Raw genomic sequence first — 24190 nt, forward strand, 5'->3', positions numbered from 1 at the left:
AGTAGTCGCCTGATGGAGACGGTATGGATATCCGCCAGAGCATAGAAGACCAGCCAGTATCCTGGTTGCAGTTGCTGGTGCTGCTGATCTGCTTTGCGCTGAATATTCTCGACGGCTTCGACATTGTCGCGATCAGCTATGCCGCCCCTGCGATCAGTGACGCCTGGTCCCTGTCCGCGACAAATCTCGGTATTGTTTTTAGCGCCGGTCTGGCGGGAATGACGGTCGGCGCGATGTTTCTAGCGCCGGTCACAGATGTTATCGGTCGCCGCAAGATGATCCTCATCGCCCTGGTCATCAACGCGATTTCACTGGCCGCGACCGCCTGGTCCCAAACACTCTGGCAGCTTGTGGCCGCCCGCTTCGTGGTGGGTCTCAGTATCGGGTCCATGCTGGCGAGCCTGACCGCACTGGTGGCGGAATATATGCCCGCCCGGCACCGGAACCTCGCAGTCTGTATCTTGCAATGCGGCTATCCCATTGGCGCAACCGGCGGCGGTTTTCTCGCGGCCTGGCTGATCCCCGTTCATGGCTGGGAATCGGTTTTCCTGTTCGGTTTGTTGATCACGGTCCTTGCCATTCCGGTCGTATATTTCGCTCTGCCGGAATCGCTCGAATATCTGGCCAAAAGACGTCCGGCCAGTGCGCTGCAAATCACAAACAGGGTGCGGGCGAGGATGGAGCTCCCGGCATTGCATGAACTTGCTGAAGGAGAAGACAAAGACATTCCCTCGGCGCAGGTGCATTCACTTTTGACGGCAGATAACCGGCGCAAAACATTGCTGCTCTGGGCTGCATATTTCTTCTGCTTTTTCACGCTCTATTTCCTGATCAGCTGGATACCGAAAATCCTTGTTGAAAATGGCTTTACCCAAGATCAGGGAATCAACGCGGGCATTGCATTCAACGGCGGCGGGATCCTGGGTGTGCTGATGCTCGGCTATCTTGCAGACAAAAAGGGACTGACCCGTCTGATCGGACTGTTCTTGGCGATCGGCTGCGTCAGCCTGCTGGCATTTGGTACCATCAGCGCCGGTTTTGCGGTTACCCTGTTGCTGAGTTTTGTTGTGGGAATCTTCGTCAATGGCGGCTTTGTTGGCCTTTATGCCATGGCCGCTGGGCTCTACCCGACCGAGATCCGCACAACCGGGATAGGCTGGGCGATCGGGGCTGGACGTTTTGGCGGCATTGCGGGGCCTTATGTGGGCGGCCTGCTGGTTGCCGCTCAACTGCCGCTACCGCTCACTATTGCAATATTTGCACTATCACTGATTTTCGCGATTGCAGCGGTTTGGTTGATGCCAAAGGACGCACTGGTGAGCTGAACGGTCTATTTCTTCGGTAATTTTGTTCCGGGGTCCAGGCACTTGCCACCGACCGCGTAATTGCCTGGTTCAATTTCTTCTATCACCACCCGTACGTGGCTCGGATCGGGATCAATTTCACGGTTCATCACTTCGGTGATTCCCGCGACCATACGCTGCTTGGTTTCCTGATCGCGCCCCTTGAGCATGGTGACTTTGACAATGGCCATGGGAAGTTTTCCTCCAATTGATCCGGAATATTCGCGGACAAGGCTAGCCAAAGTGGCGAAACGCGTAAAGTTGTAAATACAATTTGCGATTTGGGCATCGGCTCGTTAGCTTTTGGGCTCCAAAACTTTTTCGTCACGGATAACAGCATGCAGCCAGTAGACGCGTCTCAGCCCCTATCCAATTCGCGCAAGGCCGGATACGGGGTCGGTGTTTACGGCATATTCCTGGCCTGGATGATGACCGCGATCACCCTGATGAACTTCTACACGGAAGTACTTGGGTTGTCAGCGCAGGATGCCGGAGCGATTTTTTTCATTGCCGCGATCTGGGACGCAATTACCGATCCGGTCATGGGTTGGATCAACGATCGGCTGAAGACGCGCTGGGGCCGTTATCGCCCCTGGTTACTGTTTGCGGCGGTACCTTTTGCGGCCAGTTTCGCGGCGATGTTCTGGAAGCCGGCTATTGGCAATACGGCTGATCTGTTCCTCTGGGCACTAGTGGTGCACCTGATATTCCGCACCTTCTATACCGCCGTCTACATGCCCTACACGGCGATGATTGCGCGGCTGTCAACCAACGGCAAGGAGCGCGCATCCATTGCCGGCGTCAAAAATGTATTTACCGCTGCGGCTGCACTCACTGTATCGTTCCTGATATTTGATGCCATCGAATTTTTCGGCGACCAGGGAAATGGAAAAATCGATGATGCGCAGGGGTTTTGGATGGTGGCGCTGATCATCGCTTGTGTCGCGGTACTTGCGCTGTGGAGCTGTTTTGCCTTCACGCGCGAACCGCCTCTGGAACGCCTGGAAGATGAAAACGCGGCTGCCCAAAAAACGACGCTCGGAGACATCAAGTCGCTGGCATCCAATCGTGCATTCTGGATCGTGTTTTTCGCCGTGATCGCCTTCACCGGTTGCTACACGATTATCAACAAGGCAATCGTCTATTACAGCCAGTGGAATCTTGGTGACAGAACTCTGGCAAAATACTCGCTGACAGCCATCGGTCTGGCCGGAATTATTTCTCCGTTACTGTGGGTCCAGGTCAGCCGGATGAAGGGCAAATCAACAACCTGGATTTCCGGATGTTTGCTCGCCAGTCTGTGCCTTGGTGTAATCTTCGCGATCGGTGACATGAGTTTGTGGACACGAACCGCACTGTTCTTTCTGGCCGGTTGCGGGATTCATGCCGTCTTGATGACATTCTACGCTGCGCTCGCTGACGCGGCCGATTTCGGGGAATGGCAATCCGGCGTCCGAGTGGAAGCGCCGTTATTCGGATTGGTTTCCTTCGCAAACAAAGTCTCGCTCGGGATTGGTGCCTGGGCGCTGGGCTTCGGCTTGGAGGCAGCTGGCTACCAGAGCGGGAAGGATGTGATCAATCAGACACCAGAGGCGCTGGCTGCGATCGGCTTCTGGATGACAATCATTCCCATTTCCGGAATTCTGTTGTCCGCCCTGATCATTTTCTTTTTCCCGGTTAGCAACAGCCTGCATTCACAGATCGAACGCGATCTCAGAGATTCGTCAACTCAATCGACATGAAGCTTCATTTCCCTGTTTCTCATGGTCACCGGTATGTCTGATTCATCGCCACGCAAATTGTCCCAACATTTGGTTGACCCGGAACTGCGGTCATTTGTCGATGCGTTTCCTGATGAAATTCTTACTATGGAAAAGCTGCCAGAAGTGCGGAAACGATTTCAGGAAAAGGCGGATCAAAATTTCGTGCGCGTTGTTCCTGCACATTTGGAACGCAAGGAGATTCGCCTGACCAGCCGGGACGGGCTGGCGGAGATAACTGCTCTGATGTACCTAAACAAGCAGGGCAACCGCCCATCCCCGGCTTTTCTCCATATTCACGGGGGTGGACTTGTCGCCGGCTGTGCCCGGGCCCATGACAGGCGGAACTTGCGGTTGTGTGGCGAACTGGGAATCACAGTTTTGTCGGTCGATTACAGGCTGGCCCCGGAAAATCCCTATCCTGCAGCCATGCAGGATTGTCTGGGGGCTCTGGACTGGCTGTTTGAAAATGCCGCGGCCGTCGGCATAGACCCGGCCGCCATTGCGGTCGGTGGCGATAGTGCCGGTGGAGGGCTTGCAGCTGGCTTGTGTCAGGCAGTTCGCGACGAGGGAACGGATTCCATTGCATCCCAGCATTTAGTGTACCCGATGCTGGATCATCAAACTGGAATGCCCGAGCAACCGACAAACCCGCTGGTTGGCGAATATGTGTGGACGCCACAGAAAAATCAGTTTGGCTGGCAGTCATATCTCGGCCCACAAAAGCCTGTTTCCCCCGCCGTACCAGCTGCCGCCGAAAGATTGAATAATCTGCCGCCTGCCTGGATCTGGGTTGGTCAACTTGATCTCTTTCGCGACGAGAGCATCAGTTATGCCAATCGACTGATGACTGAAGGCGTACCCACTGAATTACACGTCGTTCCCGGCGCGGTGCATGGATTTTCACAAGTGACAGATGCTGCGCTGACTGTTCGTTTCGAATCAGAATATGTCGATAGCTTCCGGCACCTGCTTTTAGCCAATATCGATTCAACATGATGGAGATCGACAAGGCTCATTATGTCAAGTTCATGGGATGATGCATCGGAAGGAAATAGAGGAAGACAAGTCGCCAGTGTCAGCTTTGGGCGCAAAAGCGAACGCTCCACTTACGGTCCGGATCTCGGCTTACCCTAAATAGGAATCAGAAATCTCATGATCGGATCGTACTGAAATTGAAAACTATTGGTGAGATAAGGCATATCTGAAGGGGCTAGCGCCTGTTTTTGGTGGCATCGATAGCGACTCAAGGCTGTGTTGTGGTCATGGTCGCCAGACTTGATCTTTCAACAAAAAACATACAACGGAAGTGAAGTCGTACTCCTTCGAAGTTCTGCATTTCCAGGGGCCAAAAAGGTACAACAGGCTCATCGGTTAACAGGTCAGAAAGTATGAATACCGGAGCGGACGTAGACTACAAGTTTTCTTCGATAACGGAAGGCCGGCCATACTTTACAGTTTGTCGTCCGGCTTGCGGAGGAGAAATTCACTCTGGCTGGCAATGTCGCAGATGGGATCGGGTCTGGCGTTTCACTAGCTCATCATAGCATATGTTTGTTTGAATCAATTGTAACAGCGATCAGGTTTGTTGGCCTAAACAACAAACAGGTAATGGCTTATCAGAATAACGGCAGCTGGCACAAAACCAGTTGCGATAATTGTACAACTCTGTATAAAAATGTTATTACAGCATTGACTGAGGTATGGAGGCGCGAAAATGCCTGTTCGATCAACTGAGGCGCCTAGGCCGACTGTGGCGGAAATGCTTGCCGCCGACAACCGCGCGGTGCCGGACGTTTTGCTCAACAAAGGTGAGGCGGAGGTCACCCTCAAGCCGATTCCCAAGGAAAGATATTACTCAGCAGAGTTTGCGAGCAAGGAGTTTGACGGCGTTTGGGGCAAGGCCTGGCAGATGGCGTGTCGGGTGGAAGATATTCCGGAAAAGGGTGATTACCTTGTCTACCAGATAGGCGATACGTCGCTTTTGATTGTGCGGGTCAGTGAGGACAGCGTCAAGGCGCTGCACAATGTCTGCTTGCATCGCGGCCGGCTGTTGCGGGATGAAGACGGCAAAGCGCGGGACTTCAAGTGCCCTTTCCACGGATTTGCATGGCATATTGACGGCCGTTGCAAGTTTATCCCGAATGAATGGGATTTCGGGCATATTGACAAGGATGCGTTCGGTCTCCCCGAAGCACGTGTTGAGCTTTGGGAGGGCTTTGTATTTGTCAACCTGAATGCAGATGCCGAGCCCCTGGAGGACTTTTTGGAGAACGTTCCAGAGGCTTACAGAACGAGAGGCTGGTCTCTCGGGGCGCGCACGAAAACTGTCCATGTTCAAAAAATCAACCGATGTAACTGGAAGGTCGCCCTCGAAGCATTTATTGAAAGTTTCCATGTCACTGAAACCCATCGTGGTGCGGCGCCATATCTTGGTGATGCGAACACGCAATATGATGTTTGGGAAAATTCCAAGCATACCCGCATGATTTCTCCCCGGGGATTGCACAGTCCGAATATCAGGCCGATTTCTGATGTCGAGGTTTTTCGGGCAGCAGTAAGAGGTGTCGCAGCTGATGAAATAGAAGTGCCGGACGGGGAGTTTGAACCGCGCGCCGCCATCGGTCAATTGCGGCGGCAGGGTCTGGTAGAGTCTGGCGTAGAAGTTGCCGAACAGGCAACCGACTCGGAATTGATAGACACCATTCACTACCATATTTTTCCCAATCTCGTGTGCTGGGCGGGCTGGGGATCATATTTGGTCTACCGGTTTCGCCCTTACAAGAAGGATCCGGAAATGTCCGTAATGGACATCATGTTTCTGGATCCGGCGGCCGAACCTTCTGGTCGATTGGAGCCACAGATCATCGGCCCGGATGCGAGTCATCATGAAGCCCCGCAACTCGGGGGGTATTGTGATGTGTTTGACGAAGATTCCGGGAATCTCGAATCATTGCAGCACGGATTGCGTGCGATGACTACGGCCGGCCCGGTTACCGCCAGTTACCAGGAAGCACGTATCCGGCATTTTCATGAAATCCTTGGCCAGTATATTAAAGATGACTGACACTTTGACCCTCGAACAGAGATTTCGTCCGCGAGAGGACGGATTTATGAACAGTCCGGATGAAGGCTATCGTCATTTGCGCCAGCGGGCCCCGGTTTGGGAAGAGCCGGAAACCGGCATCTGGTTTGTCACCACATATGATATTGCCGAGGAAATCATGCGTAATCATGACCGCTTTTCAAGCGCGGTCGACCGCATATCTATGCGCAAGGGGGGGCTACCTGAAAAGGCTCAGGAAATCCGCAAGCAAGGATGGCCAATGGCGCTGACCCTGAGCCACAATGACACGCCATCACATGATGAATATCGAAAACTGGTTGGGTCGTTTTTCATGCCAAAGCGGCTCAAGCAGGTTCGCCCTTTTGTGTCGTTGCAAATCCAGAATTTGCTGAACGATATCGAGAAGAAAACCGGCACTTTCGATTTTCTCTCCGCGTTTTCAGTCCCGCTGCCGATCGCGGTGATTGGCGAATATCTCGGGATGCGGCATCTGGGTGATGAAAATCTAAAAATCTGGTCGGATGCATTTGCCGATGAAATCGGATTTCTGACAGATGATGACCGTGCGAACGAGATTGCTTCACTTACTCTCGCCTGTCATCGGGAGATGGTTGCGCTTGCCGACCAGCGGCGCGGCCAACAAGGTGATGACGTGATATCCGCTCTCGCCAACGCGGAGATGCCCGATGGCAGGACGCTAGAAAATTCAGAAATATTGTCGATCCTTACCCAATTGCTGGTGGCTGGCAATGAGACCACGACTTCCACACTGAATTTCGCGGTTACCCATTTCGCGCAGGTTCCCGACATGTTCGATCGGCTCAAGAGCAACCCGGATCTGGTTCCCCGCTTTGTTGAAGAGATCTTGCGGGTGGAAAGTCCCATTCAGGGCCAGTTTCGCAAGGCCGTGGGTGATCAGGAAGTGGGCGGTGTTCTAATTCCCGATGGCTCGCTTATTCACGTCCGGTTCGGTTCGGTTAATCGTGACGAGACAGTTTGGGGAGTAAACAGCGGATCCTTAGATCTGGATGCCAGGCAGCCAAAGCCGCACATGGCGTTTGGAAACGGAATCCATTTCTGTGTCGGAGCCGCATTGTCGCGGCTGGAATTGAATGATGCGATTTTTGCTATGCTCGAGAGGTTCGAAGGCGTTAGGCTCAAGTGCTCGATAGATGAATTGCAATTTGCCAGACACTTTCATCAGAGACGAGTTAACTTGTTGCCTGTGGAGTTTATACGATGAATGCTGCCAAGACTGACTCGGACTATGGGGGTTCGCTAAGAGATCCCGCTGCCCTGAACGAAGGAGAAATCAGAAGAAGCAGAAAAACCAGATTGCGAATACTCAATGCGGGCATGATCAGCCTGGCTGAAAACGGGCATAAGAAACTGTCGACGACAATGGTCGCAAAGCGGGCAGGTATCACGAGATCTGCGATGCTTTATCATTTCGGCTCCCGCAAGGACCTGCTCCATGCCATTATTCGACATGTAACCAGGAGGCGTCTGGCAATGTATCAGGACGCTATGGAGAAGTTGCCGCATGACGAAAATTTCCTCAATGCTGCGATCGATATCGCATGGGAACAGTTGCAGACACCCGAATTTGCTGCCTTTGCAGAACTGGCTCAGGCTTCCCGAACCGATAAGGAACTTGCAGAATTGTTCAATCCGGCGATGGCTGCATATGATCAGGAACGCAGAAAATGCGCGCTTAAACTCTTCCCTCAGAAGGAAACGGTTGGGCTGGGGTTTGACTTGCGACGTGACATCGTGCGCTTCTTGCTTGAAGGCATCGCTCAGCAGGATGGTATCACCTTTAACGAGAGGGAGCGCAAGGATTCCCTCGTGGTATTTCTGAAAACGTTAATCAGCACATCGGCGGGGGTTCGGTTGCTGGAAAAATCCGTGGAAAATAGCAAGAAAACCTGATGGCGGCAGCGGAGGTTCCTCCGGCGGGCGAAAAGCCCTGGCCCGCCCCTGTCCTCGCATGGACGGCCCTGATCATATTGGCAATCGCCAACATTCTGTCCTATCTTGACCGGATAATCATCAACCTCCTGGTCGAACCAATACAGGCGGATCTGGCGATCAATGACACCCAGTTCAGTCTGTTGCAAGGCTTGGCTTTCGGACTGTTCTACACACTTTTGGCACTTCCCATAGGGCGACGAGTGGACTCCCAGTCGCGGAAACCTATAATTGCCATCGGCGTAGCCGTATTCAGCCTTTTTTCACTTCTGTCCGGATTTGCAAAGACTTTTGGTCAGCTGTTTCTAGCGCGGGTGGGGGTTGGGGCAGGAGAAGCCTCTGTAACCCCCACTGCCTATTCCCTGATTTCGGACTATTTCCCACCGGAACGGCTGGGCCGCGCGATGAGCATATTCACAATGACGGCATTTGTCGGGATCGGTCTCGCCTATATGGCTGGTGGTGCTGCAATTGCCGCAATCGCTGCATGGGATGCTCCGGGCTTGATAGATGACCTTGAACCTTGGAGACGGGTTTTTGTCGTCATCTCGATTCCGGGACTTTTTATCATACCGCTGCTCCTGATGTTAAAGGAACCCGAGCGGAGAGGGCGAAAAAGTGAAAAAATGCTGCCCGTGAAGCAGGTTTTTAGCCACATCTGGAGACAGGGGAAAGGCTTTGCCTTGCTGCTTGCGGGGTTTAGCATGATCACAATGTCGGGCTATGCATCTACTGTTTGGACTCCTGCATTGTTCATTCGGGTCTTTGACTGGACGGCGCCGGAAATTGGTTTTGCCTACGGGGCGCTCTACCTCGTTCTTGGGCCAGCAGGAGCCATTCTGGCGGGTACGATTTGTGACAAAATGACGGCCAAAGGTTTTAAGGACGCGCCCTTGAGAGTGGCGGCCTTTGGCTTTGTGGGTACCGGGCTATTCGGTGGCATCGCACCGCTCTTGCCAAACGGGACATTGGCCCTGTCATGTTTTGCGCCGACCATGATCATGTCCACGATGCCGTACCCGATGGCGGCAACAGCTATTCAGTTGATCACACCAAACGAGCTTCGCGGTCAGGTTACGGCATTCTATTTGCTCATCATCAATGTCATCGGACTGGGGCTCGGGCCGATTGTTGTCGGTCTGTTCAGCGATTTTGCCTTTCCCCAGCCTGACGGGGTTCGCTACTCCCTTGCCATCGTCAATGCGGCGTGCGCACCGGTGGCATTGTTCTTCCTTGTCGGAGCATTTCGGCCCTATGCAAAACTCAGGAATTCCGCATGAAACTGAAGGGTAAAACCGCACTGGTGACCGGCGCTGCTGGTGGCATTGGTGCCGAAGTTTGTCGGCTGTTCTCGAAAGAAGGTGCGAACATTGTTGTCGCCGATATCGACGCGGATGCGGCGGAACAACTGGCTGCGCAAGTTGCTGATTCTGCAATTGCGGTTGCCCTTGATGTGTCCAGTCAAAGCTCTTGGACTGCGGTCGCGCAGAGATTTGAAGATGATGAAGTTGCGCTGGACATACTTGTTAACGCAGCCGGTATTTCCGGTTTCGGCAACATTGATGAAATCGACTATGCTTTCTGGACGCGATTTCAGAATATCAACGCCGATTCCATATTCCTGTCTGTGAAATCCATGCTTCCCATGCTGAGGAAATCGCAAGCCGCATCAGTTCTCAACATGGGCTCGACCCTTGCGCTCAAGCCAAATGGCCAATTGCCGGCATATTCGGCTGCCAAGGGTTCGTTGAGGTCAGCGACAAAATCGCTGGCACTCTATTTTGCTGAGAACGGAGATAATATTCGTTGCAACGCGATACACCCGGGGTCGACGTTGACGCCCATGATGGAGGCCAATCTGGGAAATAGCAGCGAAGAGCGGCAGGCCAATTATCAGGCCCGCATTGACATCCACCCGCTCGGCAAGGTGCTTGGCAGAATAACGCTGCCGGACGACATTGCCAAAGCAGCTCTTTTTCTTTGCAGCGACGATGCCACATTTATCACTGGCGTAGATTTGGCAGTTGATGGCGGGGCAACCGCGTTTTGCTAAAGAGAGACACGCTTGGTTTGCCCGCCATCCACGGTAACATTGATCCCGGTGATCCATGACGCGCGTTCGCTGAGAAGGAAAATCACGGCGTCAGCAATTTCCTCAGGTGTGCCGAGCCGACCAAACGGAATCGAGGCTACGGTATTTTCATAATAGTCGGGATAGTTCACCTTGTGGCGCTCCCAGTTCCCCCCTGGAAACATAATGGCTCCAGGTGAAACGCAATTGATACGAATGCCATCTTTCGCCACAACCTGCGACAACTGCTTGGCATATACGATGAGACCGGCCTTCATAACATTATACGCTTGCACAAAGGGATAATGTTCGAGTGCTGCCGTGGAAACAATGAAGACTGCAGAACCGTTATTTTCAGCCAAATAGGGTCGCAGGACATCCATGCCTCTGACGGTGCCCATGAGATCTACCTCAAAATTGTTCCGCCAGTTCTCTTCTTCAGCTCCGCCACCTGCAGAAACGTTGGGGACGAACGCATTACAACCGCCTAGCCATTCTGCCGCATCTTTCAGCCATTTGCGATAAGCTTCGCCATCGCCGACATCAACAGATGTTCCCTGAACCTTATGCCCCTTGTCCGTCCATTCCTTTGCAACAGTATCAATTTCGTCCTGATTTCGCGCGCAAAAGGCGAGGGACATGCCTGACTCAAGCATCGCTTGCGCAATCCTGTTGCCAATACCTTTCGTTGCTCCGGTTACGATGCCTTTACGGCCTTCCATATTCAAATTCATATTATTTCCTTGTCGTGATGGCGTGCCCGGCATGGGTGAAGTGAGGCTTGTCTTCTGGCAACGAAGACACCCCCTCCTCAAGCGGCGTTCGCATGGCGTTGAGGGTGACCGATATCATGTGGAACTGTCCGATCAGATAGACCAGATCAATCAACTCTGCGGGATCGAGACACGGCTTCAGCTGTTTCCATACCCTATCCGTGATTGTCGACTGCGCGTGAATGTCATCTGCGGCTGCCAGAATCGCAGATTCTCTTTCCGTCCAGTTTTCTGAAATGGGGCCGACGCAAATCGCCTCCAGGTCATCGTCACTGAACCCGACTGATCGGGCAACACGTTCATGCATGCCCCATTCATAGGCGCTTCGGCAATTCCAGCCAACACGCAGGATGGCAATTTCGCGGTCCCTTACCGGTAACCTGTTGCTTTGCAAAATGTGGATGGCAAACGGCATCCATGCCTTCAGGGTATCTGGCGAATATGCCAACGTCTTGTGCAGATTGAAGACCCAGTCGCCGAGCATTTCGCTCAGGTCGTCGGGTAGTTGTTCCTTCGGAATCGGCTGCAAGCCGGGCTGGTCATACTTCATGCACTATTCCGTTCCATTTGCGGTGTTAGCCCCCACAAGACTGACCGCCGGATCAGTTCATACATTTCCGGTGTCTGCCACGCGCCGCGTTCGATTTCCGGAAAATAGGGAGTACGATGCGGCGCGTCATAATGTCCCCGCGCATGACCAAGAGTAAGATACAAGATTTCCCCTTTTCCCAGTTTCCGGATGTACATTACCGGATGATCGGTTTCTTCCCAGTGTTCCCGTGTAAACCCTGGGGCAGACCCGCCAAATCTGGCGCTCAGCAAAACTTCTGCCGGTGCCGAAAAGTCCGAAAGATAAAGTTCGTCTTCCACTTCAAAGTTCCCGATGTTCTCAACCAGCGGGTGATCTGGTGCGGCATTCGCAACGGTGTATTTCCCCAGCGGCGGATGCCCCTGGAAGGCGCTGCCGATAAGCCCGAGGAACGGTCCGTTGGCTGGCGCACAAACCACGCCGTCCTCTGTCCACTCAAGCAGCGAGTTGGTTGCATGAAGCGCTATCCATCTGCCGCCCCCTTCAATGAACTCCTTTAATTGCTCTGCCGTGCGGTCTGACGGGACAATATTGCATGTATAACTGATCAGCAGACTGTTGAACTCGCCCTCAAATTCTTCCCAGCTCGAGGACACTTTGGTTCTCACCCGCTCGTCTTCTCCGAGGATTTTGAGCAACTCGAGGCGAGCGAAGTCAAAATCATGTGCCATGCCACCCGCAATCAGATGGGCCTCCAGGCGCTGTTTGGTTTCTGCCGACATCAAACCTCCATCCCTTTCGATAGCAGCGAACAATCAGAGCTGTCAAAATATAACTATACAAGCTTGTATCATTCTGTATATCTAAAATTGTACAGCACTGTAAAAATGCTGAGATGAAACAAATTTGGGAGATGAAGATGGCACTCGGATTCCGGTGTGGGAAAAAAATCGCATTCTTGGTTTCGGCCGCAATGGCCTTCACGCCTGGTCAGCTCATGGCACAGGCCGACGAGGGGGCGGAGCAGACTGGTGGACTGGGTATCATCGTCGTTACCGCGCAAAAACGCGAAGAGCAAATCCAGGACGTTCCAATCGCGATCTCGGCCTTTGATGAGGACGCCATTCAACGCCTCAATAGCCGTGATATTCGTGACCTCACCGGACAAATACCGAATTTCACCTTGTCGGAAGTGTCAATCGGACCGGGTCTGACGCAGGTGTCCATTCGAGGCGTAAACTCCCAGGACCCGGAGCGCAGCTTCGACCCCGCGGTGGGCACGTTCATTGACGGGGTATATCTCGGGACGTCGGCCTTCAATCTTCTTGATACGTTTGATCTGGAAAGGCTGGAGGTCTTGCGCGGACCACAGGGCACCCTGTTCGGGCGCAACACCACAGGCGGCGCCATCAATGCTTTTCGGCGGAAGCCAACAGGAGAGCTGGGATTTCGCGCTCAGGTAACTGTTGGAAACAACGACCGGCTGGACCTTAACGGCGAAGTAAACCTGCCGCAATTTGGTAATATTGCGTCAATCATGTTTCGCGGCCAGCGCCAAAAGGATGACGGCATATACGCAAACACAGCCGGCGGATCGCGCGGGGCGAGAGATCGCTGGTCAGTCGGAGCTGCACTCAGACTGGAATCGCCGGGCGTTGCAGATATCACCATAACAGTTGATCATGCGGAGGATCAAAGTGATCTGACCCCCTATGTACCAAGAGGCGTCAACGCCCCCACCCCGCTCCCGATCGCAATCGTACCCGACGTCATAGCAGGTTTGCCTGTGCCCGGAGCGACCGTTAGTGCCGCATTTGGCCCGGATCTCTTCTGTCTGATCCAGCAAGTTTGTGATAACCCGGCCAATCCGGTGTCATCCTCGACAGATGCGCATTTCATGGATGCCAGCCTTGACGCCGTCACGTTCAACGGGGATTTTGTGTTGAGCGACGAACTTGATCTCACAACAATTGTTGGGTGGAGAAAGAGCAACGAGTCAGTTTTCATCGATTTTGACGGATCGAATCAAACAGTCTTCAACGTCGTAAGAAACCAGCAATTTTATCAATATAGTGGTGAAATACGCGTCGCTTCCAACTTTGACGGGCCCGTCCAGTTTGTCGCCGGTGCCTTTCACTTCTTTAGCGACTACTCCTTGCAACAGGCCATCAAGCTGGACCTTGCAAATGTCGGCGTGCCGGTGCCTTATGGCATCCTGTTCGTCAACGGGGCAGGCGATGAGGACGATTTCCAGTCCAGGTCCACAGCCCTTTTCGCCCAGGTGGACTGGGAAATCACCGATCAGTTGAAAGTGACGCTGGGAGGACGACTGACCTGGGACAAAAAGACAGTCTTTACGCAATTCAAGGACGCGCCGTTGCCGCCAACAGCCGCTTATCAGGTGACAGATGGAGTTCCTGCTGGCCGCCCAACAAGCTCTTCTGGCGGAGCTACGGAGGACTGGTTCGAATTCACTCCACGCATCATGGTGACTTATGAGCCTGCGCCCGATCTGCTTTTCTATGGTTCGTTTACACGCGGGTATAATGCGGGAGGCTTCAGTGCGCGAGCGGGCAATGTTGCGGATGTAACCACACCGTTCGACCCGGAGTTTATCAACAGCTATGAAATTGGTGGAAAGCTTGATCTTCTGGACCGGAACCTGCGGATAAACTTTGCCGGCTTCTGGAATGACTATTCCAATAAACAGGAAGAGGCTATCCAGCCGGGACCACCACCGACTTTTACTTCAACCACGGTTCGGAATGTCGCAGCTGCGCGCATTCGGGGGGTCGAAGTGGAAATAAGTGCCTTGCCGATACCGGAACTCCGGTTTGACTTTTCGGCCGGTTATCTGGATGCGGAGTATACCAACTATCCCGGCTTTCTGGGCTCGGGGCAGTTCCAATCTGCTCCGGCACAGCCAGCAGGCACGCTGATCCCGGTGGATCTATCCACTCTGGAACTTCGGCGCACCCCGGATTTCACCGGCAGTGCATCAGCGACCTACACCGCAGATCTAGGATTTGGTGAGCTGAGTGTAAATGCACAGGCACGATATGTCGGCGAACAGTTCGTGGAGATTTTCAATTCTCATCGTGGCTTGATGGACGACAGCTTCATCGTCGATGCATCAATGTCGCTGAATTTCGGAGGACCGGACAACAACAGGTACCGGATCACGGTTTTCGGGGAGAATCTGAACAACGAAGTGCAAAACTCGAGCTTCACCAACTCAGTTGTGGATTTCGGCACTGTCACCCCGCCCCGGCGTTATGGGGTTGAATTCGGATTTGATTTCTAGGCCCTGAATATTGATTTCTCCCGGCTTGGAAAACACTGGGCGGGCTCATCAGCCCGTCCATTTTTGTTTTCCGCTTGCAGGCAGCTCGACAGTCTCGCAGGTTGGCGTCGAACTTTTCTATTATAATCTCACAAATTTGATGATAGCCGAACATCATTTCTCGCAGCGTTTTTGCGAAGCTCGGACAGCAGTTGCAGACTGGCATGCCACAAATACAGGAAAGACCGGCAGATGAATCGAGGAGAAACCCCCGGAGCCATTGACGAATGGCTGAAGAGTTTTGCCCAAGCTCTGGACCAGCAAAACGGAGAAGCCGCAACTGAGCTGTTTGCAGGTGACGCAGCATGGCGGGACTTGCTTGCCTTTTCCTGGAACATCGTCACCGTAGAAAAACCGCAAGAAATTCGCCAATTGCTCGATGATACTGTCTCTCTTGTCTGCCCTAGCGGTTTTTCGGTTGTTGATGCTCCATCCTCGATGGAAGGAATGATCTCCTTCGATACCGTGTTCGGGTCATGTCAGGGGTATGTGAGGCTTCAGAACGGGCGGGCCAAAATGCTGTTCACTGCTTTGCAGCAGTTACGCGGCCATGAGGAAAAACTCGGCGAAAAGCGACCAAGCGGACTTTATGACGATCTCTCCTGCAACTGGCTGGATCGCGTTGCGAGCGAGCAGGAGAAAATCGGCCGGGAGGAGCAGCCCTATGTGCTGATCGTTGGTGGCGGACAAGGGGGTCTGGCCCTGGGTGCGAGGCTGCGCGTACTTGGGGTGCCAGCGTTGATATTGGACAAGCATCCTCGCGTGGGAGACCAGTGGCGCTCTCGCTACAAATCGCTTAGCCTCCATGATCCGGTCTGGTACGATCACATGCCCTACATACCATTTCCCGATACATGGCCGGTCTTCACTCCAAAGGACAAGCTGGCGGACTTTTTGGAATCCTATGCCTCCATGATGGAGCTGAATATCTGGACTGGTACCGAATTTGTCTCGGGCAAATATGACGACAAAGCAAACCAATGGACGGCTGTTGTCCACCGGAACGGTGAAGTAATCCGGTTGCAGCCCAGACATCTCGTAATGGCTGTTGGTAACGCCGGCTTTCCGATAACTCCCGATCTCCCCGGGAAGGAAAATTTTGAGGGCGTGCAGTTACACTCCAGCGAGTATCGCAGCGGGGAAGACTATGCCGAACAAAAGGTGGTTGTTGTTGGCGGGAATAACTCGGCCCATGACATTTGTGCTGATCTTGTGGAACACGGGAATACCCCGACAATGGTTCAGCGATCAACGACGCTTGTTCTGAGAGCAGAAACAAATGCGCAACTGGCGGCGCCACTATATTCCGAGACGGCATTGAAATCCGGGATAACGACGGAACATGCCGATTTCCTCAGCGCTTCTATCCCGCTTCGGTTTCTCGAACGAATGCACCGCGACCTGTGGACCAGTATTGCGGCATCTGATGCACAATTTTACCAGAATTTGTTGGGGGCAGGCTTCCAACTGGACTTCGGCGAAGACGGAACCGGCCTCTGGATTAAATATCTCCGCCGCGCATCCGGGTATTATATCGATGTGGGAGCGTCAGAAATGATCTCCGACGGAAGAATAGATTTGCTGTCCGGCAAAGAAATCGAGCGCGTCTCCAAAAATGGACTGGTTCTGAGTAACGGTGATGAAATCGCCGCAGATACCATCGTTTACGCAACGGGATTTGGATCCATGGAAGAATGGGTCAAGCGACTCATTTCCTCGGAGGTGGCAGAAAAAATTGGTCAGTGCTGGGGATATGGTTCCAATACGCGGAATGACCCCGGACCCTGGGATGGAGAACTGCGCAACATGTGGAAACCCACAGCGCAGCGAGGACTTTGGTTTCACGGCGGGAATTTGCAGCAGTCCCGCTTTTATTCGCATTATCTGGCGCTGCAATTGAAGGCGCGCTTCGAGGATGTTGCCATCAGGACCTGGGGTTAGCGGACCAAAATGCTGACGGGCGGAGAGCTATTGATATGACGGGTTCCGCAGTGCGGGTGCGAGCTGAATCGTGTTTTTCCTGGCTGCCGCAATACCTCCAGGTCTCCTGCCGGCAGACAATTTCGGGATAGGAATTATGTCAAACACCGAGTTTCAATTTTCTGGCAAGCAAGTGCTTGTAACGGGAGGCAGCCAGGGAATTGGATTGGCCATTGCCCAGGCTTTCCGGTGGGCGGGAGCAGATGTCCATATAACCGGCACGCGGAAAGATAGAAAATCCTACAAGGCCAATCTGTCCAGCTTCGACTACACGCAAATTGACCTGGCCGATGCAACTGCAAGAAAAGCGTTGCCGAAAGAAGTGGGTGAGATTGACATCCTGATCAATAATGCGGGGCTTTCCAATTCGGGTGGAGCCGAGTTTGAAATGGAAGGGTTCAAACACACTCTGGAAGTTGATCTTGTTGCACCGGCAGATCTCGCCTTCGGTTTTTATGAATCGCTTTCCAGGAGAAAGGGAGCAATAATAAACATCGGATCAGCTGCCAGTTTCATCGCTATCAGAAGCATTCCGGGCTACACCTCCTCAAAGGCCGGTCTGCTGGGTCTCACAAGAGCTCTAGCCGACAAGTGGGCCAGAGATGATATCCGGGTCAATCTCGTTGCTCCGGGTTACATCTCAACCGAGGTCACTAGCGCGCTTCAAAAACGTGTTGGTTTCACTGACAACCTCAAGCGGATTTTGCCTATGGCCCGGTGGGGAGAGCCCGAAGAAGTGGCCTCCACGGTTCTGTTTTTGGCATCAGATGCGGCCAGTTATGTAACCGGACAGTCGTTAATTGTGGATGGCGGGCTGATGCTTCGCTGACCAATTCTGCATAGTTTTTGCAGCCTTGCCGGTTTCATTGACTGCTTCGGCTTTGCGAAAATTGTTTTATCGAAGCCGACCCAGACAGATACATCGCACATGAAGTCCGGAGCAGCATGATTTTCGACCTGTCCGTAGAGAAATACGCCCGCAACTGGCCGCTACCCAGGCCCTTATTTGAAGCTTTGCTAAGTTGGTTGGGTCCAATGATCGCCGCAGTTACCACTAATTGCTAATGTCCGCTTTCGGCCCAGTTGCTGTCGCTAAAAACGATTTAACCTAACGTTCACTTTCAGGATTAAGCGGTCATAACCCCGGCGTCTGCTTTGGGCGCAAAAGCGGACATTGGAATGAGTGCAATGTCACTTTGTTGCTGGAAGGATTGCCACAACAACATTCCACTAGCGACCGCGAGCTGGATAGCGTAGTTTGCAAATGGAATTGGGGGCACTAGACGTGGGGCGAAAGTTGGGTGCTACGTGAAATGAAAAAAACGTCAGGCTTGTCAGCAAAATTGATGGTTTCCTCGTTCATCGCGATAACAATGATTTTGTCAGACTTGGTGCCCGCTCCTTTGAACTACCTGTGGATTGCGGTTTCGGCTGTTAGCGCACTATATGCTTTGCGAATTTACTTCACACCAAGGCCTTGTGGGCATGGATTTATTACGCAGTCTGGTATAGTTTTTTATCCTTGGGTGATCGATCCATGTCCTAAATGTGGAGCCAGCGCAGATGACAAGCGGTGATCCCAAACGGTTGGCCAACCGAACAACAAGAATGCCGAACTGAATCCGGTAAAATGAGATAGCACTCGATTAATATCTGAACGAGCAAACCTAGCTTCCGCTTTCGGGATATTGCGGACACTGTATCCGGGTCGATAAGATCGATTATGTTAAATGCATGTCTGGTCGGGCCTACTTTCGTTTGATATGCTCGTGCATGGTAGATTTTGGTCACCTTGAAGCGATTGGAATCAAATTGCAGATTGATAGAATCTGCGATGGTGAAAGACTGGGCGATCATGAATTGCTCGAAATTGTCCAGTTTTTTGATCCGCCGCTATTTAGTCCTGAGGAAATGGATGTCGTTGCGAACGAGTTGGACGCTTCTCGTCCCAGAAAACGCGGCCGGCCAACCGGAAACACTGCACAGCGAAAACTGATAACTGATCGCATCAAGTACATCAGCCGCTCCGACGTTCCAGTTGAATTTATTGATTTCCTCACAAAGCGCCTGCGTTCGGGACGACGCTTCCCATCTTCCCGCCACGAGAGAAAAGCCAACGGAAAGCGGAAAACCTCAAAAAAGCAAACGATCATCAAGGGGCTCTATCGCGATGTGAAGAAAGCCATGGAGTTGGGGAAAACACAAATCGAGTATCCTGAGATGGAGCCATTTCAGTTTCCTGAAGAATCTGAAAATCAATCAGTTCATGAACGTGCGCTAAGAGCCGTCAATCATATCATGAGGACATACCTGGATGTGGATCCTCCATCTGAACGCAGGATGCTAAACATCATTTCCGAGAAAAGGTAACTTAATTGACTCGGTTTTCGTGAGTGATTTGCTGGCGACCAACACATATTTGGACGACTTCAATATTTTTGGAGTGTCCAAATGGAAAATCAAAATACCGCTGCCAACGAGCTGAGCTTTAAACACCCTGCGATCGAGATCGTCGCCTTGGATTCGCTTTCACCCAATCCCAAGAACTCGCGCACGCACTCTGCCAAACAGATTGTTCAAGTTGGTGCGAGTATCGAAAAGTTCGGGTTTCTCAATCCGCTGATTGTCGATGAAAAGGGCGTTGTGCTTGCAGGTCATGGCCGATTGGAAGCTGCCCGTGCACTGGGCCTAAAGGGCATCCCCATTATCCGCCTGACCCATATGAGCGAAGCCGACAAGCGCGCCTACATGCTCGCCGATAACCGCCTCGCCGAATTGTCTGGCTGGGATCAAGCGAAACGCAGCGAAGAACTATCTTTCCTGCTCGAAACAGATTATGATTTTGCTGTTACGGGCTTTGAATTGTCTGATATCAATTTCGATGCAGACGTCGGCGAGCCCGAACTCCCCACCATTGAACCACCAGTAACTCTGTCTGATCCGGACGCTTTTGCGGTGTGCCGAGCGGGTGATGAATGGCATATTGGTGATCACCGCCTGTTAGTCGATGATGCCCGCGATCCTGAGGTGTGGGACCGCCTGATGGCAGATGCTGGCAAAGCAGCTATGGTCATTGCTGATCCTCCTTACAATGTGCCGATTGACGGTCATGTTTCGGGTCTTGGCAAACACCGACACCGCGAATTTGCGGTTGCTTCCGGGGAAATGAGCGAAGCCGAATTTACGCAGTTCCTGCGCAGCGTGTTCCGCTTGTGCGTGATGCACAGCGCCGATGGTTCCATCCACTATCATTTCATGGATCACCGCCATATGCGCGAGATTATTGACGCTGCTGAAGGTGTTTACACGGAACGCAAGCAGGTGATTGTCTGGAACAAGACCAACGCATCTAACGGGACCTTCTATCGCTCGAAGCATGAACTGGTCTTTGTGTTCAAATCGGGCAAGGCCAAGCATAAAAACAATTTTGGTCTCGGGGAAACTGGTCGTTATCGCACCAATGTCTGGGACTATCCCGGCGCAAATGTGCCTCGCAAAGGGCGTGACAAGGATCTTGCTGATCATCCCACGGTCAAGCCGGTCGCCATGATCGCGGATGCCATTCTCGATTGCTCCGATCCCGGCGACATTATCTGCGATCCCTTTCTGGGCTCGGGGACCACGCTCCATGCGGCACATATTACCGGCCGCCGCGGCTTCGGTATCGAGATCGACCCTCTCTATGCCGACACGATCATCCACCGCATGCGCGAGATTGGCGTGGAAACCGTTCATCGCAGCGGTGTGAGTTTCGATGAGATTGCCGCCTTTCGCCGTTCTGATGCCGGGGTGGCCTGATGACAGATGATCGTGAAAAACCGGCAACCGATGATAATCGGAAAGGCGACTATGATGTTGGCTACCGCAAGCCGCCCGAACATACGCGCTTCAAGCCCGGTCAATCCGGTAATCCGAGAGGCAAGCCGAAAGGAGCCAAGGGTTTGAAAACGGATTTGCGCGAGGAGATGGCTGAACGGGTAACTATCAATGAAGATGGCAAGTCCAGAAAGATCTCAAAGCAGAGGTTGATGATCAAGTCGATGGTGCAGAAAGCAGCAAAGGGAGACGTGCGCGCACAATCTGCTGTTCTGGAACTGGTAATGCGAGTTTTTGGAGTCGAAGATAGCCGCGAGGGTAAATCTGGGCTTTCCAAACATGATCAAGCGTTGCTGGCCGATTTTGAAAAGCAACTGACGAACAATGGGGCATCGAGCGATGGTTCATAATGCAGATATGATCGGCCGTCTTGTCAAACTGATTGAACAGGCAGATGATCCGCAAGCCTTGTATGAAGAACTTTTGAAACGTGATTTTGGTCTGTTCATGCGCAAGGCCTTCCCGGCAATCGCGGGTGGTGCTGATTTAACCTGGAACTGGCACCTGGATGCAATTTGCTATCAGTTAAACCGAGTAGAAAGCGCTGATATACGGCGCCTTCTGGTGACCCTGCCGCCCCGTAACCTGAAGTCCATTACCATCTCTGTAGCATGGGTGGCATGGATGCTGGGCCAGGATCCTTCTCTCAATTTTGTCTGTGTCAGCTATTCAGGTGAGCTGGGTGGCAAGCTTGCTCGGCAATGCCGCACGATCATGGAGCAGACCTGGTACAGGCGCATATTCCCGGGCACGGTTATTTCAGCCAAGCGATCGGCCACCCATGATTTTGAAACCACCGCTGGCGGAGGGCGCCATACGACTTCAATATCTGGTACACTGACCGGACGCGGTGGTGACATCATCATTATCGACGATCCAATCAAGCCTGATGATGCTTTAAGCGAAACAACGCGGGAAAATGTCAATGACTGGTATCGCACCACATTGTCCTCGCGCCTCAATGACAAAGCAAATGGAGCCATCATCTGCGTGATGCAGCGGCTGCACGCTTATGATCTCGCTGGATTGATAGTGGAAGACGGTGGCTGGGAACATTTGAACCTCCCGGCGATCGCCACAGAAGATGAATCGGTACCGCTCACCTATGGCCAGCTATGGACACGTAAGGAAGGAGATATCCTTCATCCGGAACGCGAGAGTTTGGAAACTCTGACTGACCTCAAAGGCCAGATGGGTAGCGCAGTCTTCTCCGCCCAATATCAGCAGGATCCAGTCCCGCCTCATGGCAATATGGTTGAGCCGGAGTGGTTGCAGAATTATTTCGCGCCGCTAGCACAATCGCTGCCAGGCCAAATCATACAAAGTTGGGATACAGCCAGCAAGGATGGCATCAACAGCGACTGGTCGGTATGCATTACCGCACATGTGAAGGGCCGGGATGTCTACATACTCGATGTCTATCGCAAGCGGCTTACCTTTCCAGAACTCAAAAAACAGGTCATCCGGTTGGCTGAATTTCATAAAGTTCAGGTATTGCTAATTGAAGATGCCGCATCCGGTACCCAGCTCATCCAGGAACTGAGGCATGGTAACAATTCTGGAGTGCCGCGTCCGATGCCGCAGAAGCCGGAGGGTGACAAGGTGACTCGTCTGGCGGGTGTTACCGCGATGATCGAAGTTGGGCAGCTACATCTGCCAGAACAGGCCTCTTGGCGCGCTGACTTCGAGTTAGAACTGCTGGGTTTTCCAAGCGCCAAATATGACGATCAGGTTGATGCACTCTCTCAATTGCTGAACTGGGTACGCAAACGGCCGGCACCGATTAGGACTGATACGGATGTTAGCAAGATGCTTTTTGGACAACTTTTTGAAGGTGGCGGTTACGAAACAAGTTTTTGATCTGATTTTCAAAGCCCATCAAACTTTGTCTCAGGCAATCAATTGATAAGCTACCGAAGGGCAGTCAAATCGCATGTCCCGACAACAAAGCGGGCAGGCAAGCCCATCTGATAAAAGTTGGAGTTTGCCTAGATATCAAATAGTCTGCAGCAAAGTTCTTCGCTGTTGCTGATTTCCTCAAACCAGCTCTGCGGGACATTGCGCAGATTGGGTCTGATCGCTTTTAGGCCTTTTGCGTTGGCCCGGCTGTGTTTGACAACGCGCTCTCCAATGTCCGGAATTTTCACGCCAGCTTCGCTTCCAAAAAAGCGGTAGGATTTAACTGCCAATGTCGCCGGATCATATTCCATAATGATGACGCAGGCTGATGGCTTGTCGAGCAGCTTGTTGTGAACATTGATTTGGGCGCGCCTTCCGCCGGTGATCTTCGATTTGAGCTGGATATGCCGGACTTTGCCGCAGGCTTCGATAATCAGGTCATAGCCATTGTCATCGATTTCACTATGCAACACTTCAAAATCATGGATGCCCCTGTTCCAAAGGCATTTTCCGATACCAGCCAGGAATTCATGTTCAAGAATTTTTTCCAGCCTATGGGAGTAGATATTGGTGGGTGCGTTCATGATCACCCTGTTTGCTTGGAAGAACTGACAAGTCCAGCAAAATGTAACTCATCGTCCGTGGACCGGAAAGCTTCAGGCTTGTTGAAGCTTTTTGATGGATATCCGCAAACAGTTTGGCGCCAATGTTCGGAAACATCGTCAAGCCACCGGCCTCAGTCAGGAACAATTCGCACTTCAACACGATATTGATCGGACCTATGTCAGCGGTATCGAAAGAGGAAAGCGCAATCCAACAATTGTTATTGTGAACAAATTTGCAAAAGCCCTGGACGTTTCAATTGCGGATTTGTTTGATGGCTGCGATTAGCTGGCGCAATCGCTAAGCATTGCTTCGACAGCCTCGCAAAGAACGGTGATTTCGCCTGCCATGGCGTTGATCTGATTGACCTCCTGCAATGTATCCTCAATGTTTGTTGGTCGATGACCTGAAATTGAAAGTCTGTGCGCATCTTCCAGCTTGCAGGTGATCAACGCAGATAACTTGCCGATAACGGGATGGATTGGGGTGTCTTGGTTTCGGGCATATGTCATTTTGCAGACCAATCCGGGATATTTGCTGAAAGTCCAGCCCCAGCTTTTAGTTTCATAAGAACATGCTCATTCGACTGGACTTCCGCCTGAAAGCAAGCATTGCTGCCAACGTGAATCGCAGCGCCCCGGTGGCTGCAACTGCCCTGATCATATGACAGTCGGGGCCTTGGGTGGTGGAAGCGCAGGCGTGGTGCCCGTGCCGAAATCAAGGACATCATCCATGACCGAGCAAACTGAAAACACGATCAAACATCCAGAAAAGGGAACTCGGGCTGCACAGCTGGTCGCCATGCTGAAACGCAAACAAGGCGCGACACTGGCTGATATTTTGAAAGCAACGGCCTGGAAGCCGCATACGGCGCGAGCAGCCCTGACCGGTATCCGAAAACGCGGTTTCGAGATCGCCAGCGAGAAGCCTGAGGGCAAGGAACGGACATATCGCATATCGGGTGAGGGCGCCTGA

Annotated in this window: 23 protein-coding genes; 17 read left to right on the forward strand and 6 right to left on the reverse strand. The window is 52.5% G+C overall.

Annotated elements, in window-relative coordinates; translation table 11 throughout:
- Positions 1–23: 23 nt before the first annotated feature.
- Positions 24–1325 carry an MFS transporter gene (locus BUQ90_RS07635; protein ID WP_074204428.1) on the forward strand — a complete coding sequence of 434 codons (1302 nt, stop codon included), beginning with the start codon at positions 24–26 and terminating at the stop codon, positions 1323–1325.
- Between the two features lie 5 nt (positions 1326–1330).
- On the opposite strand, the gene BUQ90_RS07640 is transcribed toward BUQ90_RS07635, so the two are convergent.
- Positions 1331–1534 (reverse strand): tautomerase family protein, encoded by a 204-nt coding sequence (locus tag BUQ90_RS07640; protein WP_074204429.1) that lies wholly within the window; start codon positions 1532–1534, stop codon positions 1331–1333.
- A gap of 147 nt (positions 1535–1681) precedes the next feature.
- Between BUQ90_RS07640 and BUQ90_RS07645 the strand changes: the two genes are divergently transcribed.
- The 7 genes from BUQ90_RS07645 (at position 1682) to BUQ90_RS07675 (ending at position 10194) form a co-directional block, all read left to right on the forward strand.
- Complete coding sequence (locus BUQ90_RS07645; RefSeq protein WP_074204430.1) at positions 1682–3085, forward strand: MFS transporter; 1404 nt, start codon at positions 1682–1684, stop codon at positions 3083–3085.
- Positions 3086–3118: 33 nt separating this feature from the next.
- On the forward strand, positions 3119–4102 hold the full coding sequence (locus BUQ90_RS07650; protein WP_074204971.1) for an alpha/beta hydrolase: 984 nt from the start codon (positions 3119–3121) through the stop codon (positions 4100–4102).
- Positions 4103–4865: 763 nt separating this feature from the next.
- Positions 4866–6170, forward strand: coding sequence for an aromatic ring-hydroxylating oxygenase subunit alpha (locus BUQ90_RS07655; protein WP_239447397.1), 1305 nt, complete (start codon positions 4866–4868; stop codon positions 6168–6170).
- A 46-nt stretch (positions 6171–6216) separates the two neighbouring features.
- Positions 6217–7413, forward strand: a complete 1197-nt coding sequence (locus BUQ90_RS07660; protein ID WP_159437062.1) for a cytochrome P450 — start codon at positions 6217–6219, stop codon at positions 7411–7413.
- Complete coding sequence (locus tag BUQ90_RS07665; RefSeq protein WP_084192556.1) at positions 7410–8102, forward strand: TetR/AcrR family transcriptional regulator; 693 nt, start codon at positions 7410–7412, stop codon at positions 8100–8102. The genes BUQ90_RS07660 and BUQ90_RS07665 overlap by 4 nt, the downstream gene beginning before the upstream one ends.
- Positions 8102–9421: a spinster family MFS transporter gene (locus BUQ90_RS07670; RefSeq protein WP_074204434.1), complete on the forward strand. Its 1320-nt coding sequence runs from the start codon at positions 8102–8104 to the stop codon at positions 9419–9421. The genes BUQ90_RS07665 and BUQ90_RS07670 overlap by 1 nt, the downstream gene beginning before the upstream one ends.
- Positions 9349–10194: an SDR family NAD(P)-dependent oxidoreductase gene (locus tag BUQ90_RS07675; protein ID WP_143182758.1), complete on the forward strand. Its 846-nt coding sequence runs from the start codon at positions 9349–9351 to the stop codon at positions 10192–10194. The genes BUQ90_RS07670 and BUQ90_RS07675 overlap by 73 nt, the downstream gene beginning before the upstream one ends.
- On the opposite strand, the gene BUQ90_RS07680 is transcribed toward BUQ90_RS07675, so the two are convergent.
- From BUQ90_RS07680 to BUQ90_RS07690, 3 genes are read right to left on the reverse strand one after another with little or no spacing between them, the layout of a single operon-like run.
- The gene (locus BUQ90_RS07680; RefSeq protein WP_074204436.1) at positions 10191–10946 is read right to left on the reverse strand and encodes an SDR family NAD(P)-dependent oxidoreductase; all 756 of its coding nucleotides are present in this window, start codon (positions 10944–10946) and stop codon (positions 10191–10193) included. The two genes, BUQ90_RS07675 and BUQ90_RS07680, sit on opposite strands and share 4 nt — an antisense overlap.
- A gap of 1 nt (position 10947) precedes the next feature.
- Positions 10948–11535 carry a carboxymuconolactone decarboxylase family protein gene (locus tag BUQ90_RS07685; protein WP_074204437.1) on the reverse strand — a complete coding sequence of 196 codons (588 nt, stop codon included), beginning with the start codon at positions 11533–11535 and terminating at the stop codon, positions 10948–10950.
- The gene (locus tag BUQ90_RS07690; protein ID WP_074204438.1) at positions 11532–12296 is read right to left on the reverse strand and encodes a ThuA domain-containing protein; all 765 of its coding nucleotides are present in this window, start codon (positions 12294–12296) and stop codon (positions 11532–11534) included. Before BUQ90_RS07690 ends, BUQ90_RS07685 begins: the two co-directional genes overlap by 4 nt.
- Positions 12297–12487: 191 nt before the next feature.
- On the opposite strand from BUQ90_RS07690, the gene BUQ90_RS07695 reads away from it, so the two are divergent.
- The 7 genes from BUQ90_RS07695 (at position 12488) to terL (ending at position 22573) form a co-directional block, all read left to right on the forward strand.
- Positions 12488–14818 (forward strand): TonB-dependent receptor, encoded by a 2331-nt coding sequence (locus BUQ90_RS07695; RefSeq protein ID WP_159437063.1) that lies wholly within the window; start codon positions 12488–12490, stop codon positions 14816–14818.
- Positions 14819–15049: 231 nt separating this feature from the next.
- Entirely contained in the window at positions 15050–16798 is a 1749-nt protein-coding gene (locus tag BUQ90_RS07700; protein WP_074204440.1) for a flavin-containing monooxygenase, read from the forward strand.
- 136 nt (positions 16799–16934) lie between these two features.
- Positions 16935–17666 carry an SDR family NAD(P)-dependent oxidoreductase gene (locus BUQ90_RS07705; protein WP_074204441.1) on the forward strand — a complete coding sequence of 244 codons (732 nt, stop codon included), beginning with the start codon at positions 16935–16937 and terminating at the stop codon, positions 17664–17666.
- A 944-nt stretch (positions 17667–18610) separates the two neighbouring features.
- Positions 18611–19207, forward strand: coding sequence for a hypothetical protein (locus BUQ90_RS07710; protein ID WP_074204442.1), 597 nt, complete (start codon positions 18611–18613; stop codon positions 19205–19207).
- Between the two features lie 81 nt (positions 19208–19288).
- Positions 19289–20635, forward strand: a complete 1347-nt coding sequence (locus BUQ90_RS07715) for a site-specific DNA-methyltransferase (protein ID WP_074204443.1) — start codon at positions 19289–19291, stop codon at positions 20633–20635.
- Positions 20635–21063: a DUF5681 domain-containing protein gene (locus BUQ90_RS07720; RefSeq protein ID WP_074204444.1), complete on the forward strand. Its 429-nt coding sequence runs from the start codon at positions 20635–20637 to the stop codon at positions 21061–21063. Before BUQ90_RS07715 ends, BUQ90_RS07720 begins: the two co-directional genes overlap by 1 nt.
- Positions 21053–22573: a phage terminase large subunit gene (gene terL, locus BUQ90_RS07725; RefSeq protein WP_159437064.1), complete on the forward strand. Its 1521-nt coding sequence runs from the start codon at positions 21053–21055 to the stop codon at positions 22571–22573. Before BUQ90_RS07720 ends, terL begins: the two co-directional genes overlap by 11 nt.
- 128 nt (positions 22574–22701) lie before the next feature.
- Here the strand turns inward: terL and BUQ90_RS07730 are convergent, their stop codons facing one another.
- Positions 22702–23196, reverse strand: a complete 495-nt coding sequence (locus BUQ90_RS07730; RefSeq protein ID WP_074204445.1) for a hypothetical protein — start codon at positions 23194–23196, stop codon at positions 22702–22704.
- Between the two features lie 94 nt (positions 23197–23290).
- Here BUQ90_RS07730 and BUQ90_RS07735 point away from each other — a divergent pair, with 94 nt between their 5' ends.
- The gene (locus tag BUQ90_RS07735; RefSeq protein WP_074204446.1) at positions 23291–23503 is read left to right on the forward strand and encodes a helix-turn-helix domain-containing protein; all 213 of its coding nucleotides are present in this window, start codon (positions 23291–23293) and stop codon (positions 23501–23503) included.
- On the opposite strand, the gene BUQ90_RS07740 is transcribed toward BUQ90_RS07735, so the two are convergent.
- Positions 23500–23727: a hypothetical protein gene (locus tag BUQ90_RS07740; protein ID WP_074204447.1), complete on the reverse strand. Its 228-nt coding sequence runs from the start codon at positions 23725–23727 to the stop codon at positions 23500–23502. The genes BUQ90_RS07735 and BUQ90_RS07740 overlap by 4 nt on opposite strands.
- Before the next feature lie 220 nt (positions 23728–23947).
- On the opposite strand from BUQ90_RS07740, the gene BUQ90_RS07745 reads away from it, so the two are divergent.
- Entirely contained in the window at positions 23948–24190 is a 243-nt protein-coding gene (locus BUQ90_RS07745; RefSeq protein WP_074204448.1) for a DUF3489 domain-containing protein, read from the forward strand.

The organism is Parasphingorhabdus marina DSM 22363, assembly GCF_900128895.1.
Classification (GTDB): domain Bacteria; phylum Pseudomonadota; class Alphaproteobacteria; order Sphingomonadales; family Sphingomonadaceae; genus Parasphingorhabdus; species Parasphingorhabdus marina.

Coding starts and splice junctions, on each gene's coding strand:
- BUQ90_RS07680 (WP_074204436.1), bottom strand. CDS start 10,946: ATGAATTTGAATATGGAAGGCCGTAAAGGCATCGTAACCGGAGCAACG.
- BUQ90_RS07635 (WP_074204428.1), top strand. CDS start 24: ATGGATATCCGCCAGAGCATAGAAGACCAGCCAGTATCCTGGTTGCAG.
- BUQ90_RS07705 (WP_074204441.1), top strand. CDS start 16,935: ATGTCAAACACCGAGTTTCAATTTTCTGGCAAGCAAGTGCTTGTAACG.
- BUQ90_RS07700 (WP_074204440.1), top strand. CDS start 15,050: ATGAATCGAGGAGAAACCCCCGGAGCCATTGACGAATGGCTGAAGAGT.
- BUQ90_RS07740 (WP_074204447.1), bottom strand. CDS start 23,727: ATGACATATGCCCGAAACCAAGACACCCCAATCCATCCCGTTATCGGC.
- BUQ90_RS07690 (WP_074204438.1), bottom strand. CDS start 12,296: ATGTCGGCAGAAACCAAACAGCGCCTGGAGGCCCATCTGATTGCGGGT.
- BUQ90_RS07730 (WP_074204445.1), bottom strand. CDS start 23,196: ATGAACGCACCCACCAATATCTACTCCCATAGGCTGGAAAAAATTCTT.
- BUQ90_RS07715 (WP_074204443.1), top strand. CDS start 19,289: ATGGAAAATCAAAATACCGCTGCCAACGAGCTGAGCTTTAAACACCCT.
- BUQ90_RS07745 (WP_074204448.1), top strand. CDS start 23,948: ATGACCGAGCAAACTGAAAACACGATCAAACATCCAGAAAAGGGAACT.
- BUQ90_RS07710 (WP_074204442.1), top strand. CDS start 18,611: ATGGTAGATTTTGGTCACCTTGAAGCGATTGGAATCAAATTGCAGATT.
- terL (WP_159437064.1), top strand. CDS start 21,053: ATGGTTCATAATGCAGATATGATCGGCCGTCTTGTCAAACTGATTGAA.
- BUQ90_RS07660 (WP_159437062.1), top strand. CDS start 6,217: ATGAACAGTCCGGATGAAGGCTATCGTCATTTGCGCCAGCGGGCCCCG.
- BUQ90_RS07670 (WP_074204434.1), top strand. CDS start 8,102: ATGGCGGCAGCGGAGGTTCCTCCGGCGGGCGAAAAGCCCTGGCCCGCC.
- BUQ90_RS07645 (WP_074204430.1), top strand. CDS start 1,682: ATGCAGCCAGTAGACGCGTCTCAGCCCCTATCCAATTCGCGCAAGGCC.
- BUQ90_RS07640 (WP_074204429.1), bottom strand. CDS start 1,534: ATGGCCATTGTCAAAGTCACCATGCTCAAGGGGCGCGATCAGGAAACC.
- BUQ90_RS07665 (WP_084192556.1), top strand. CDS start 7,410: ATGAATGCTGCCAAGACTGACTCGGACTATGGGGGTTCGCTAAGAGAT.
- BUQ90_RS07695 (WP_159437063.1), top strand. CDS start 12,488: ATGGCCTTCACGCCTGGTCAGCTCATGGCACAGGCCGACGAGGGGGCG.
- BUQ90_RS07650 (WP_074204971.1), top strand. CDS start 3,119: ATGTCTGATTCATCGCCACGCAAATTGTCCCAACATTTGGTTGACCCG.
- BUQ90_RS07735 (WP_074204446.1), top strand. CDS start 23,291: ATGGATATCCGCAAACAGTTTGGCGCCAATGTTCGGAAACATCGTCAA.
- BUQ90_RS07655 (WP_239447397.1), top strand. CDS start 4,866: ATGCTTGCCGCCGACAACCGCGCGGTGCCGGACGTTTTGCTCAACAAA.
- BUQ90_RS07685 (WP_074204437.1), bottom strand. CDS start 11,535: ATGAAGTATGACCAGCCCGGCTTGCAGCCGATTCCGAAGGAACAACTA.
- BUQ90_RS07720 (WP_074204444.1), top strand. CDS start 20,635: ATGACAGATGATCGTGAAAAACCGGCAACCGATGATAATCGGAAAGGC.